The sequence below is a fragment of the Virgibacillus aidingensis genome (assembly GCF_010994035.1).
Lineage (GTDB): Bacteria > Bacillota > Bacilli > Bacillales > Amphibacillaceae > Virgibacillus_N.
Genome location: NZ_WIXN01000011.1, coordinates 77,729 through 91,842, shown reverse-complemented (window position 1 = coordinate 91,842; position 14,114 = coordinate 77,729). Strand labels below are relative to the sequence as shown.

Genomic DNA, 14,114 nt, shown 5'->3' with positions numbered 1-14,114 from the left:
TTAAACCGATGAAGAAATTATTACTTTTCATCGGTTTTTTATTTTTCATTTGCCGCATTTAACGGAGATATATAGCAACAATTCAGTGGAAATCACCTCATTCGTTCACTCATCAGGACTATGAAGCAATGAACGCGGATGATTTTCATGCAATCGTTTACTCATCGGGGCTATGAAGCATGAACGCGGATGAATTTCATGCATTCGTTTACTCATCACGACTATGAGGCAATGAATGCGGATGATTTTCATGCATTCGTTCACTCATCAGGAGTATGAGACAATGAAAGCGGATGAATTTCAAGCATTCGTTTACTCATCAGGGCTATGAAGCTATGAACGCGGATGAATTTCGTGCATTCGTTCACTCATCAGGAGTATGAGGCAATGAACGCGGATGAATTTCATGCATTCGTTCACTCATCGGGAGTATGAGGCAATGAACGCGGATGAATTTCATGCATTCGTTCACTCATCAGGGCTTTGAAGCTATGAACGCGGAAGAATTCATGCATTCGTTTACTCATCGAACGGTATAGGTGTTAGAGGGGATGCTCCTGTTAATGAAAATCTGACAGTTCGCTTCATATTTCTTAACAGTCAACTGATATAAAAAATCCCCACCTATATATGTAAGGTTGAGGATTTTAAAGGTTAAGCCAATTGAATTTCTTTCACTGTCTCGCTGTCCAGCTTTTTAATTGCTTCCACAATGAGTTTAACGGCATTTTCAAAGTCATCACGATGCAAAATTGCTGCATGGGAATGAATATACCTTGTTGCAATGGTAATAGATAAAGATGGGACGCCGTTTGCAGTCAGGTGAATTGAGCCTGAGTCCGTTCCACCGCCGGCCATGGATGTAAACTGGTACGGAATGTTATTTTCGTCAGCAGTTTTAACGATAAAGTCACGTACCCCTTTATGGGAGATCATGGAAGCATCGTATAAGACCAGCTGCGGCCCCTTGCCGAGCTTGCTGTCTGCTTCATGATTGGAAATTCCAGGTGTGTCTCCGGCAATGCCGACATCCACCCCAAATCCAATATCCGGCTGGATTTTATGTGCAGAAGTACGGGCACCTCGCAAGCCGACTTCCTCCTGAATCGTTCCCACTCCATACACCACATTAGGATGATCTGCATTTTTCAGCTGTTTTAGAACCTCAATGGCGATAGCACATCCGATCCGGTTATCCCAAGCTTTGGCAAGCAGCATTTTTTCATTTTTCAGCTGACTGAATTCAAAATAAGGTACAATAGAGTCACCGGGTTTCACGCCAAAATCATGTGCTTCATCCTTGCTTGAAGCACCGATATCAATAAACATATCTTCTATTTTCACTGGTTTTTTACGCGCTTCAGCAGATAATATATGGGGCGGTTTAGAACCGATTACACCGGTCACATCCCCTTTGCTTCCCATGATGGTTACACGCTGAGCAAGCATGACCTGGCTCCACCATCCGCCGATCGTTTGGAAATAAACAAATCCCTTGTCATCAATTCTTGTTACCATAAAGCCAATTTCGTCCAAGTGTCCTGCTACCATAATTTTCGGACCATCGGGATTGCCTGCTTTTTTCCCAATTAAGCTGCCGAGATTATCTGTATATACCTCATCTGCATGTGGAGCAAGATATTTTTCCATCACACCTCTTGCTTCTTTCTCGTGCCCTGAAATTCCTTTAGCATCTGTTAAATCTTTGAGCATGGTCAATGTTTCGTCCATTTTTGCCATATACGAAAAAACCTCCTCTATTTTATCCCCTCTTAGTATACCGAATTTTTTCAGGAGTACAAAACATTTCTGTTCTAGTAGCCCTGTTTCTGCCGATTATAATTCACTTCATTTTTTTCATAATATGAATTTTTAATATCCGTCTCGGAAAAACTTAATAATTCGCCAAGCTGCAGATAACTTTCCATCATTTCTTCATATGTTGTTATATCCGGAACCTGATGAAACAGGGTGCATTTTTCAAATACAAGATTAAATTGTGCAGTGATAGATATTTCTCCAACCTGAAGTCGTGTGTTTTTATACTGATGACCAATTTCATTTCCGAGTGACAATAGGAAATGAATTCCGTCAACGTACTCCTCTAAAATAATATCTCTTTCACTTGGCTGCTTCATACTCCAGAATTTAAAGCATCTCGTTTCATTTGCCAGTTCTCCCAGTTCCACAAGCAATGCCAGATATTTTTCCTGAAAAACATCTTTATTATGTAAATCATTATTGGCTTCAATATAGTTGTCCAATTCGCGCTGCATATCATATAATGATGACCAGTCCAAGACATCTTCCCCCTTTTTCTTTTAAACGATTGTACCACAAACAACAATAAATTTGTGAAACCTTTACCTGAAAGTATACGTATGAGATATTATCACCATATTTTGCTGTTAACCGGCCGGATTTGGGGAATAAAAAACGTGCTCCCCCTATGTATTGTAATTCCGGGCATTTTCAGGTAACTTATTATAAATTTGAGCGTATAAGGGAGACATGTTCGCTATGCTTGTTATATTATTTCGGCTTCTTATCCTTATTGCAATAATACTGCTTGTTTATACATGGGTTCAATATTTACGGAACCCGGAAAGGCGCCTGCTGCTGGCGAAAAAAACGAATGAATTTTTCTTTGTGGATGAGCCTGGAAACAGTAAGAAAAATGTGCAGTTTGTTTACAAGGGTTGTCTTTTTGACGGGGAAAAATATCTGGGTACAACGGAAAATGCTTTTGAAGTGGTGGATATTCATGTTACGGTAAGAGACCACTTGGAGTTAAAAGGCTTTACCCGGGATGATTTATACTTCATGGAAAGTGAAATTCTGAAGCGTTACCCGCATGCAAAAATTGAATGGAAGCATCCGATCAATCAGCTGCTGATTACAAGTATAGAATAAATGAGTCTGTGACAAAACAATTTTAGTAAACAGAAACCCGAATATCCTTATACACTAAGCTTAAAATCCGCTCCGGAAATATACTACGCTTTCACCATTGGCATAAGTGCGACATCCGATCAATCTCCTTTGTCGTTTTCCCGGTGTCTGCTTTGACTCGGGCGGCTGGTAAGCCTCCTCGTGTGTATCGTGTTGCAATTATATCGGTAGGTGGTGCAGCAACCCTCGCAAGTAAAGATTGCTGACTCGTCTTTAGGGGTCTCACCGATGCCTTTGCTCCCGCTGGAGTCTACGTATATTTCCGGAGCTAATATGTCAGATTGTTCGTCTTTTTTATGCTTATCCAGTGTTCTATCTCAGCCTCTGATCCTACGTACTTACCTGGAAAAAATCATTCCATTTGATATACATTTCTTTTCTTCTGAGCACGAAAATGAGCGGCAGCAGGAAAAGCAAAAATAAAAAGATATAGAATGGTGTAAGATTGGAAATCCAGCCTCCTACGGATGTGTAGACAAAAGCTAAAGGTGCGTTTGACAACAGGGACATCCGCGTATAATCCTTAAAACCTGAAGTAATTTCAATTAAACATACTGATAAAAGATGAAAATGGATAAATGGTATAAGCCGGAGAACGGCAATTTGTGAGGTGGTAAAGGCTGTATTTTTGCCAATAATTTTCTGCTTCAGGTTTGTGAATTTTTGGAGCGACTTGGGCATCCACCGGATAATAAAGTAAAAAATAATGCTTGATAACGTGATACCAATCAGGGAATAAACTGTTCCTGCCACAGGACCGAACAAGATCCCTCCTGATATACAAATAAACACAACCGGAACAAATACGAGCGGTCTAACCAGGTGAAAAATAATGAATAAGAGCGGTGCCAATAAACCGCCTGTACTGATCACAGCAATCAGGTAATCACCAATATACTCCATCCCTTACCTCCTTTATGCTTCCATTCACTCTTTGCATTGGTACATGTATATGACAAGAGACGAGCTATTATGACATGAAATTAAACAAGTATGTAAGCAAGTATAATATTTAAAATAACGATCAGCGGCATACCAATTTTAAAAGAAGTGTGCTTTGTTTTATGTCGGTATTTCTTCATACCGGAAATAACACCGATGGCACCGCCTAAAAGTGCAAGCAGCCAGAAAGTACGCTCGGGAATGCGGTATTTTTTCTTTTCCGCCTTTCTCTTATCTACTCCCATTAAAATAAAGGCGAGTGCGTTAACTCCGATTATGTAGAAAAAAAGCATGGTTATATCATTATTCATTGGATTTTCCTCCTGGTTATGGCTGCGGCTTCATTCATACTGAAAATACTTATCACGGACATTTGGATTGATTATCAGATTGTTTTGTCCTTAAGCTTGCTTATAAGACATATCAAACACTTCACTGGTTAATTTTGTCCATGAGACCGTTTCTCAAAGACACTTCTTCCACTTAACCATCTGTTTTTGTCCTTGAGACTGCTTCTCAAAGACAATTCTGGCACTTTGCCGGCTATTTCGTCCTTGAGACTGCTTCTCAAAGACAATTCTTCTACTTAACCAGCTGTTTTTGTCTTTGAGATCGTTTTTCAAAGACATTTAAATTACTTATCTGTCCTGAAAGCCAGCTCAATTTTATCCATATGCATACTATATTTATTAATCTATCTCAAGTTTTTCACCAATAAAAAAGGCCAAATCCTTCACACGCTGTCCAGAATTTGGCCTTTTTTAATATGATATCCTATTTTAAAGCTTCTTTTGCTTTATCAGCCAGCTGAGCAAAGGCTTTTTCATCATTTATGGCAAGGTCAGAAAGCATTTTGCGGTTTACTTCAATGCCCGCCACTTTCAATCCATGCATTAACCGGCTGTATGACAAGTCATTCAGACGTGCTGCTGCATTGATACGTGTAATCCATAATTTACGGAAATCACGTTTTTTCTGTCTGCGGTCACGGTATGCATATTGACCTGATTTCATTACCTGCTGTTTTGCTGTTTTAAATAACGCTCTCTTTGAACCATAATAGCCTTTAGCCAGTTTAAGGACGCGTTTACGACGTTTGCGCGTTACTGTTCCACCTTTTACACGTGCCATAATAATTCCCTCCTAATACAAATCAAAAATCTGAAACCATTTATACGGTTTAATTTATTTATAAGGCATCATTGTTTTAATGCGTTTGAAGTCACCGGATGATACGACTGCACTTTTTCGCAGTTTGCGTTTCTGCTTTTGTGATTTATTTGCAAACATATGGCTTGTATACGCATGCGAACGTTTCAGTTTTCCGGTTCCTGTTTTTTTGAAGCGTTTTTGAGAACCTTTATGGGTCTTCATTTTAGGCATGTTGATTTCCTCCTTGTTAGCTTACATGTTTCCGGTAAATTATTTTTCTTTGTCTTTAGCTGGAGCAAGCATCATAAACATATTGCGGCCTTCCATTTTTGGTTTTGATTCTACCGTTGCAATATCTTTTACTTCTTCAGCAAAACGATCCAGCACTTCTCTGCCAAGATCCTTATGGGTGATAGCACGTCCGCGGAATCTTACCGCTGCCTTCACCTTATCCCCTTTGGCGAGAAATTTCCTTGCATTTTTCAGCTTTGTTTCAAAGTCATGGTCACCGATACCAGGAGTAAAACGCACTTCTTTTACACTGATTACTTTTTGTTTTTTACGTGCTTCTTTTTCTTTTTTCTGCTGTTCAAAACGATATTTTCCGTAATCCATAATGCGGCAAACAGGCGGTTTTGCATTAGGTGCCACCAGAACTAAATCCAATTCACGCTTACTGGCAATCTCCAATGCCTCCTGTTTGGATTTTACTCCAAGCTGATCCCCTGTAGAGTCAATAAGACGTACCTCTCTCGCACGAATCCTTTCGTTGACATTCATATCTTTGCTAATAGCCAAGCCACCTCCAAAAATTTTTAAATCTGATCATGACAAGTGATATTAAACCATTAAAAAAGCGGGCACACGAATGCACCCACATATCTCCATAGCAAAAAAATCAAAGATGTGTAACCAGCCAACTGCTCATCAGCGTTGATCAGGTGAGAAGCGGGTGCTTCTACTTGTCATTAGATCATTCAGTTTTATTAACCTATACATCATACCATGTGAGATATAGTATGTCAAATAGAACCTGTATTACATCACTTATTTTAACAATGACTTTTCCACTATTTCCTTTTTAATCATTGCTTCAAAGTCACCATATTCCAGAGTCTCTGTCTCTTTCTTTCCATAACGCCGGACATTGACCGCATTATCTTCCATTTCTTTATCCCCGAGCACCAGGGTAAACGGCACCTTCTGTGTCTGTGCCTCGCGGATTTTATAGCCAATCTTCTCATCCCGTTCATCCACTGACACACGGATTCCGGAAAACCGAAGCCGTTCCTCTACTTTTTTCGCATAGTCAAGATGGACTTTTGGTGAAACAGGAATGACTTTCACCTGAATTGGTGCAAGCCAGACAGGGAAAGCACCTTTATATTCTTCAATCAGAAAAGCTACGAATCTTTCCATGGTGGATACGACTCCACGGTGAATAACAACCGGCCTGTGTTCTTTTCCATCTTCTCCCACATAGGTTAAATCAAACTGATTCGGTAAATGGAAGTCCAGTTGAACTGTAGAAAGTGTTTCATCTTTGCCTAAAGCTGTTTTTACCTGGACATCCAGCTTCGGGCCATAAAATGCAGCCTCTCCATCTGCTTCCACATATTCAAGCTCCATATCTTCCATAGTTTCCTTCAGCATGGCCTGTGCTTTTTCCCACATTTCATCATTATTAACATACTTTTCCTTGTCTTCCGGATCACGGTACGACAACCGGAAGTAATAGTCATCGATTCCAAAATCTTCATACACCCGCTGAACAAGCTCCACAACCCGGATGAATTCTTCTTTAAGCTGATCCGGCCGGGCAAAAATATGAGCATCATTTAAAGTCATCGCCCGCACCCGCTGTAACCCGGCTAAGGCTCCGGACATTTCATAGCGGTGCATGGTGCCAAGCTCGGCAATCCGAACGGGAAGATTACGGTAGCTCCATAACTTATTTTTAAACACCATCATGTGATGCGGACAGTTCATCGGACGCAGTACAAGCTCCTCGTTATCCATTTCCATTGTAGGGAACATATCATCCTGATAGTGATCCCAGTGACCGCTTGTTTTGTAAAGATCCACATTTGCCAGTACTGGTGTATAGACATGGTCATATCCCAAACGTTCCTCAATGTCTACAATATATCTTTCAATTTGCCTTCTTATTGTCGCCCCTTTTGGGAGCCACATAGGCAGTCCCTGTCCAACTTCCTGGGAAACGGTGAAAATATCAAGTTCTTTTCCAAGCTTTCGGTGATCCCGCTCTTTTCTTTCTTCAAGGATTCGCAAATGTTCTTCAAGCTGTCCCTGTTTTTCGAAAGCTGTTCCGTAAATCCGCTGCAGCTGCTGGTTATCGCTGTCCCCTCTCCAATATGCACCCGAAATGCTCAACAGCTTGAATGCTTTTATTTTATTGGTGGAAGGAACGTGAATTCCGCGGCAAAGATCATAAAATTCGCCCTGTTCATAAATGGTGACCTGCTCATCCTCGGGAATCGCATCGATTAGTTCCTGTTTTAAATGATCATCTTTAAACATCTCTTTCGCCTCATTCCGGCCTACTTCCAGACGTTTAATTTCCAATGCTTCATCCACAATCTTTTTCATTTCTTTTTCAATTTCCGGTAAATCCTCCGGCGTAATTTTATGTTCCATATCCATATCATAATAGAAACCCTCTTCAATCACGGGGCCAACCCCAAACCGTACATCTTTGAACAGCCGCTTAATAGCTTGTGCCATCAAATGGGCAGTGGAGTGACGCATGATGTCGATGCCCTCTTCATTTTTGTAGGTGATGATCTCCAGCTTTCCGCCATGAGACAGCTGCCGCCTTAAATCAATTTGCTCACCGTTAAGTTTAATCGCCAGTGCCTGCTTCTTCAGCCCCGGTGAAATGCTCGCTGCAATGTCTTCTCCTGTAGTACCTGCGGGAAATTTTTTTTCTGCACCGTCAGGAAAAATAATAGTAATTTCTTCTGCCATAGTCTTCACTCCTCATTACAATAGTGACTTTGTGTTTATGTTATAAAAAAATTAAAAACGCCCATCCCTCTGCTTTATAGCAAAGGGACGAGCGTTGAGACGTCGTGGTTCCACCCAATTTTCCGCAAAATTAGCGGCTTCATCATCCTTTAACGCCGGATTCGCGCTGCTGTTTCATCACATTCCCCAGCAGGGTTCCAAGGTGGTAATTAATTGAAAATACAGGGAAGCTTCCAGCCTCGGCTTCCTTCTCTGGACTGTATGGACTCCAATCATTTTGTCCTTGTCATTACCTTTATTTGTTCATTAGTATATATAAAATGTATTATATCTTTAGATTTGAGGAAAATCAAGTCCTATTTTTGATCATTCATTATCTTATACGGAAAAGGGAAATGCTGAATATGTTCAAAAACAGCTTTTTCCTGGAAAATATTTATTATCGTTAATGTCTTTGGTTCGAAAGGATCATTTCCATAAATTCTAATTTTCTCCGGCGCCATGGCAATAAGCGGTGCCAGATTTAGTTCATTTTCATCCAATCCAAATATATACAGCGCTTCACTTTCCATTCGTTTTCTCAAATCCTTATCGGAGAGCCGCCTTCCATTTTCATTGAAAAATATAAAGGGATCACCTTGCAGCATATAGACAAGCGGAACAGAAGGTTCTTTTTTTGTGATATAATTACGCAGCATATTAACGAAGTCCTGATGCTCCTCTTCCCGCTTAAACTCATCAATGGCCAGACCTACATAATGTATGAGAAGTTCCTTAAAAGGATTCAGGCAAAACTTTACAATGGAATCAAAATGAACCGCAGTGGTATTTTTTATATTGGAAATAAACAAGGACTGGATTATTTCACTTGGATCTTTATTTTTCCGTATTTTCAAGCTGTCTTCATCTTCTCCGGAGAAAATCCAATGTGTCAGCTCCTGTATTCGTTCTTTCTCGATAGGGTTTGTATAATAATAGTATTCCCCAATAATGCCATCGATCATTTTCCCTAAACGAAATGCCAGAAAAACATCTACCATTGCTTTAGAAACTGCATCAAGAAATTCTTTCTGCGGCATCCTCTCCTCCATTTGTATTTGATTCCCCCAAGTGTCATCCGTTTTCCAATTTATTTCAAATTCCTTATGATAGTGAAAAATTTGCTCGCAAAAACGAATGACTTCTTTATCTGATTCAAAAAAAAACTTCAGCAATAATCATCACCCTCGCCCAACACCAAACTGTTACATTATATGGACAAAGGCCGGTAAAAATGAATAAACCGAAGAAACTAGTAAAAACTTTTGAAGCTAGAATGGAAAATTGTAATTCGTAAATTTTGATAGTCAACTTCAAAAATAAAATTAATCGCTTGCCGTTCCAACAAGCGATTTTCTAATTTTTTGCTAACATCATGATTAGCACTTTAATTCCCGCATCTCTTCACTGATCTCTTCGATTGTTGCCGAACAGCTTTACTTCCTTGCTGACCTGCCTGATCCGCTCAATAATCCGCCCTGCTTTTACAGTTTCAATCCCGCTTCTTGTAGAAGCAAGATGATCCTCCAGCTGCGCCAAGTTATAGTTGGAAGTAAAGAAAACCGGCAGCCCTTCCATCATCCGGTATTGTAATATAGAGCCTAGAATTTCATCTCTGAACCAGGAAGACTGCATTTCTGCTCCAATATCATCCAGCATCAGCACATCAGCCTTTTTAAAAAAATCTATTTTTTCATTGATGGAGTCATCTTTTAAAGAGGATTTCATTTCCCGGACAAATTCCGGCATATAGATAAGGGAAGAAGAAATATTCAACTCTTTTAATTTATTTGCCAAGGCACCGAGGAAATAAGTTTTCCCTACACCAAAGGGCCCAAAGAAATAAATTCCTTTACTCGGCAGTCCGGATTTACTCTCTTCTACAAAATGAATCAATTCCCTGATGGCTTCATTTCTCTGCGGATCTCTGCTGTCAATATCCCCCAGGCTCGCTTCCAGTATTTCCTTGGGCATGTACAAACTTTGCACGAGCTTTTGCTGCCTGCGTTTATTTTCTTCATCAATCCTGTTATGACATTTTTCATAGGATAAATGAATTTCCCCGCCATTCACTTCGAGAATCGGTGAATACCCCTGGATCATATTGATGCAAGTGCCAAAAGACTTACAGGCATTGCACTGTTTGGACTGGTTTTTAAATTCATATAGCTTAATCAGATTTTTTTCAATATCAGCATCTGTTAATTCCGGGTACAAAGACAGAAATTCCTTTATCTCTGGATCTTGCAGGATGTCCTGTTTGATCTTTATATAGTTCTCCTGAAAATTCCCGTTATTTTCCATCCATTTCCTTAGCGTAGATTGTACTGGCTTCATTAAAAATCATCCTTAACTGTTACTTTTCGTTCCCGCCGGAATATTGGCGCAGCAGTGCTTCTATTTCTTTTTGGTCCTCCATTACATTGCCGGTCCGATGTTCGGCTTCGGGCATTTTTTGTTTCTGCTTACGTTCTTTAAACCAATCAGGAACTACTTCTTTTGATGCCGGTTTTTTATAGTAGTTATTTTTTCCTGCTTTTTGGCCATTCCGGTATCTTTCTTTTTCTTTTTTGGCAAAGCGCATCGCCTCTTTGGCAGTAGTTATATTTGCTCTGGACCAATGGCTGGCAATTTTCTCCATATATGCTTTCGATAACCGCATATTGGACTGCAGCAATACATAATGGATAAGCACATTCATCACCGGAGAGGGAAGGCCCTGTGAAACCATGACTTCACGAATGACTCTCATGTCCTGTTCGGATGCCTGATTTCCTTTAGATAAGTCCTCCAGCAGCTGTTTCGGGGATATGGTTTCCAATTCATGTATCAGCTGCTCTTCTTTGGTGACAGATTTTTGTGCAGGCTTTTGAACCGTTGTTTGTTGTTTTTCTGTTAATTTAATTGTTTTCCCGTTATTTTTTGCTTTAAACAAATCATGGCAGGCTGCTTTGAACTCTTCTGTATGTAAAACGTTATCTTCCGTTAATGCCCATTGCAGTGATTTTTCGATTTCAAACAATTCCAGTTCATACAGCTGCATCATTTGCGCTATTAATTTTCGGTTTTCTTTTGATAGTACACGATGGGCAGGTATCATTCTTTGTTTTAACATCTGCTCCAGCCAGGAAAAATCAACCTGGATTTCTTCTTCTGCATTCTGAACCCTGTTTTCCGTAATCATTTCCGGAGGTGTTATGGGCTGTACCGTATCAAAAACATCATGGAAAGCAGCGGTAATTTCTCTTCCCCTGTCAGAAAGAGGTTTAGCAGAAAAATGCGCTTTTAGCCTGGAGAATTTGGTCTCCCCAATATGGTGATACAAAAGCTGGGTAAGCATGGCATCGGTAAAGAAAGCTTTTGTCCCAAAAGGCGGCTGCAATTCATAAATAAATATATTTTTGTTATCAGTCTTCTTCTCATATACACTTAATAATCCGATTCCCTCGAGCTTTACCCTTGTACGGTAAATTTCATCCAGAGGCATGTTTAAATAATTCATTAATGTGTGATGTCTCTGTAATTGTTGTTTTGTCTGCAAATCTATCTCATGAAGCAGCGTCTGATATAGCGTAACAGCCTTGCTTCCAATTAAGGGCTGATATAAATGGGTTAAAGATTGGGCATAATCCAATGGCAAATCTGTATTGATGGATACAAAATATCCGTCAATAGGTAATATTTTTCCAATTTCTTTCATTTTCTCTAGCCCCTTTTTTCATTTATGATTCATTTTTATCTGTTTTGATCAAATCCTTCAATTCATCAAGAAACACACTAATATCCTTAAACTGACGGTATACAGACGCAAACCGGACATAGGCAACTTCATCTACAGATGAAAGCCGGTCCATTACAATTTCCCCGACTTCTTTACTGTCCACTTCCGCATTTCCTCTGTTGCGTAATTCCTTTTCCGTGTCCAATGCAATTTCCTCAATCTTTTCCAGCGGCACCGGTCTTTTTTCACAGGCTCTGATTAAACCGCGAACCAGTTTTTCTCTGCTGAATTCCTGCCTTGTTCCATCTTTTTTTACTACAATTAAAGGGACTTCCTCTAATCTTTCAAACGTGGTAAAGCGAAATCCGCACGCTTCGCATTCCCGTCTTCTGCGAATAGCCTGTCCTTCTTCAATTGGCCGGGAATCCAGAACTTTTGTACTTTTATTATGGCAATTTGAACATCTCAATTGGTCCACCCCTATTATTTTCTAACCCTTTCATCCACCAGGTTAAATTCTTTATTCAGCCGGTCGTAAAGCTGGCTGATTACCTTCCTGCTGTACCCGAAATCAAAAGGGAGCATGCCCTCGGAAGTCGCGGAAAAATCAATGGCTGTCTGAAAAGGCCTTACCATGATGACGGTAGCTACTATGAAAGATTTCTTCCCTTTTGTAATATAAAAACTCATTTCCCCATGTTCTTTTGATATAGCATTCATCTTATATTCCGGTGCGTTCCTCACCATTTTTTCCAGAAAATCAATCCCTTGATCCTTTGTTATTTTATAATATCTTGTTTGCAGCATCTGATCCCAGTGTTTATCTTGTGTTTCCTGGTGATTACTGAAATACTTATGCATAAATTGACGAAAAGACATAAACCCAGCACCCTTATTCCCATTCTCTTTTATCCATTTTACCATGATTTCACTGATTCCTCTATCGGTAGAATAAAATCTGTTTTTTCATGATACATTTTTTTAATTTCAGGACCGTAAAAATTTGCAAATCATGATTTGTTATGCAGGAAAGCGGCAATACGGAAACCGGCTAACCTGTATCCCGGAAGACTGGTTGCATAGTAAAAAGAAACATGACTATGTCCCTCAGCACCAAAAAAAGTACACCAGTTCCGGTGTACCTCATTTTGCCATGCTATGAAATTTTAGCTTGTTTTTGAAGAATATAACTGCCTACATATTTCGTTAAATCAAGTACGCGTCTTGAATATCCCCACTCATTATCATACCATGCCAGCACTTTGACCTTTGTACCTTCCATTACCATGGTTGACAGTCCATCGATTACCGCAGAATATTCGCTTGACGTATAATCGACAGAAACGAGCGGTTCATCGCTATAATCAATGATACCCTTTAATTCATTTTCGGATACTTGCTTGAATACCTGATTTATTTTCTCAGGTGTTACCGTTTCTTTTACATCTACCACAAGATCAACCAGTGATACATTGGGTGTCGGCACGCGCAGCGCCATGCCATGCAGCTTGCCATTTAAATGGGGAAGCACTTCACCAAGCGCTTTTGCAGCCCCTGTCGATGTAGGAATGATCGACTGTGTCATGCCTCTTCCTCTGCGCAGATCCTTATGCGGATTGTCCAAATTCTTTTGATCGTTTGTAAATGAATGTACTGTAGTCATGAGACCATTTTCGATGGAAAAATGGCTGTCCAGTACTTTTACAACTGGTGCCAGACAATTGGTTGTGCAGGATGCATTGGAAATGACATCATCTTTTGCGGGGTTATACGTCTCTTCATTTACCCCCATCACAATAGTGTTATCGACTTGTTTACCCGGTGCTGTAATTACAACTTTTTTCGCACCTGCTTCCATATGAAGCCCGGCACTTTCCTTCGTTTTAAACTTGCCGGTGGCTTCAATAACAACATCTATATCAAGTGCTTTCCATGGCAATTTATCCGGTTGTCTTGAATTAACAATAGCGACCTTTTTATTATTAATTTCCAACCCGTCTTCAAGCGCTTTCACCTTTCCCTGAAAACGTCCGTGAACACTGTCATATTTGATTAAATGAGCCAGTGTTTCTGCAGGGTAGCTTGCATTTATCGCTACAACTTCAAATTGTTCATCCACCACTGCCTGGCGAAACACCATTCGTCCAATGCGGCCAAATCCATTAATAGCAATCCGGGTTTTATTCATTGCAAATCCTCCCATTGTGTTACGCTGATTTTCGCTTTTCTATTAATTAGTATAACATATTCAAAGAAAGATGTGCATTTAATTTTCTGGTTTATATATATTTAATTTTTATGAAAAGAAAAACACCTCTCC

15 protein-coding genes and 2 other annotated features are annotated in these 14,114 nt (G+C 39.9%); of the genes, 1 reads left to right on the top strand and 14 read right to left on the bottom strand.

Translation table 11 applies throughout. From position 1 onward, the window contains the following. Positions 1 to 654: 654 nt before the first annotated feature. Complete coding sequence (locus GHD25_RS11170) at positions 655 to 1,740, bottom strand: M42 family metallopeptidase (RefSeq protein WP_164216827.1); 1,086 nt, start codon at positions 1,738 to 1,740, stop codon at positions 655 to 657. 74 nt (positions 1,741 to 1,814) lie between these two features. Then, complete coding sequence (locus GHD25_RS11165) at positions 1,815 to 2,300, bottom strand: dUTP diphosphatase (RefSeq protein ID WP_164216825.1); 486 nt, start codon at positions 2,298 to 2,300, stop codon at positions 1,815 to 1,817. Positions 2,301 to 2,520: 220 nt separating this feature from the next. Here GHD25_RS11165 and GHD25_RS11160 point away from each other — a divergent pair, with 220 nt between their 5' ends. Further along, positions 2,521 to 2,913, top strand: a complete 393-nt coding sequence (locus tag GHD25_RS11160) for a sigma-w pathway protein ysdB (RefSeq protein ID WP_164216823.1) — start codon at positions 2,521 to 2,523, stop codon at positions 2,911 to 2,913. A 369-nt stretch (positions 2,914 to 3,282) separates the two neighbouring features. On the opposite strand, the gene GHD25_RS11155 is transcribed toward GHD25_RS11160, so the two are convergent. The 12 genes from GHD25_RS11155 to GHD25_RS11100 all read right to left on the bottom strand — a co-directional run bounded on the left by GHD25_RS11155 (position 3,283) and on the right by GHD25_RS11100 (position 13,982). Then, positions 3,283 to 3,855: a TVP38/TMEM64 family protein gene (locus GHD25_RS11155; protein ID WP_164216821.1), complete on the bottom strand. Its 573-nt coding sequence runs from the start codon at positions 3,853 to 3,855 to the stop codon at positions 3,283 to 3,285. A gap of 80 nt (positions 3,856 to 3,935) precedes the next feature. After that, positions 3,936 to 4,205: a DUF1294 domain-containing protein gene (locus GHD25_RS11150; protein ID WP_164216819.1), complete on the bottom strand. Its 270-nt coding sequence runs from the start codon at positions 4,203 to 4,205 to the stop codon at positions 3,936 to 3,938. A 463-nt stretch (positions 4,206 to 4,668) separates the two neighbouring features. Further along, a complete protein-coding gene (gene rplT, locus GHD25_RS11145) occupies positions 4,669 to 5,025 on the bottom strand; it encodes a 50S ribosomal protein L20 (RefSeq protein ID WP_164216817.1) in 357 nt (118 codons plus the stop codon). Between the two features lie 54 nt (positions 5,026 to 5,079). After that, positions 5,080 to 5,277 (bottom strand): 50S ribosomal protein L35, encoded by a 198-nt coding sequence (gene rpmI / locus GHD25_RS11140; protein ID WP_164216815.1) that lies wholly within the window; start codon positions 5,275 to 5,277, stop codon positions 5,080 to 5,082. A gap of 39 nt (positions 5,278 to 5,316) precedes the next feature. Then, complete coding sequence (gene infC, locus GHD25_RS11135) at positions 5,317 to 5,826, bottom strand: translation initiation factor IF-3 (RefSeq protein ID WP_164216923.1); 510 nt, start codon at positions 5,824 to 5,826, stop codon at positions 5,317 to 5,319. Between the two features lie 62 nt (positions 5,827 to 5,888). After that, positions 5,889 to 6,016: a sequence feature (ribosomal protein L20 leader region), on the bottom strand. Between the two features lie 77 nt (positions 6,017 to 6,093). Further along, the gene (thrS, locus tag GHD25_RS11130) at positions 6,094 to 8,034 is read right to left on the bottom strand and encodes a threonine--tRNA ligase (protein WP_164216813.1); all 1,941 of its coding nucleotides are present in this window, start codon (positions 8,032 to 8,034) and stop codon (positions 6,094 to 6,096) included. A gap of 80 nt (positions 8,035 to 8,114) precedes the next feature. Continuing rightward, positions 8,115 to 8,333: a binding site (T-box leader), on the bottom strand. A 57-nt stretch (positions 8,334 to 8,390) separates the two neighbouring features. Beyond that, entirely contained in the window at positions 8,391 to 9,248 is an 858-nt protein-coding gene (gene ytxC, locus GHD25_RS11125; protein ID WP_164216811.1) for a sporulation protein YtxC, read from the bottom strand. Between the two features lie 229 nt (positions 9,249 to 9,477). Continuing rightward, complete coding sequence (gene dnaI / locus GHD25_RS11120; protein ID WP_164216809.1) at positions 9,478 to 10,410, bottom strand: primosomal protein DnaI; 933 nt, start codon at positions 10,408 to 10,410, stop codon at positions 9,478 to 9,480. Positions 10,411 to 10,429: 19 nt separating this feature from the next. Continuing rightward, the gene (locus tag GHD25_RS11115; protein ID WP_164216807.1) at positions 10,430 to 11,773 is read right to left on the bottom strand and encodes a replication initiation and membrane attachment family protein; all 1,344 of its coding nucleotides are present in this window, start codon (positions 11,771 to 11,773) and stop codon (positions 10,430 to 10,432) included. A 22-nt stretch (positions 11,774 to 11,795) separates the two neighbouring features. Further along, positions 11,796 to 12,263: a transcriptional regulator NrdR gene (gene nrdR, locus GHD25_RS11110; protein WP_164216805.1), complete on the bottom strand. Its 468-nt coding sequence runs from the start codon at positions 12,261 to 12,263 to the stop codon at positions 11,796 to 11,798. A 14-nt stretch (positions 12,264 to 12,277) separates the two neighbouring features. Continuing rightward, positions 12,278 to 12,673 carry a cytosolic protein gene (locus GHD25_RS11105; protein WP_164216803.1) on the bottom strand — a complete coding sequence of 132 codons (396 nt, stop codon included), beginning with the start codon at positions 12,671 to 12,673 and terminating at the stop codon, positions 12,278 to 12,280. A 277-nt stretch (positions 12,674 to 12,950) separates the two neighbouring features. Further along, positions 12,951 to 13,982, bottom strand: coding sequence for a glyceraldehyde-3-phosphate dehydrogenase (locus tag GHD25_RS11100; RefSeq protein ID WP_164216801.1), 1,032 nt, complete (start codon positions 13,980 to 13,982; stop codon positions 12,951 to 12,953). Positions 13,983 to 14,114: the final 132 nt, after the last annotated feature.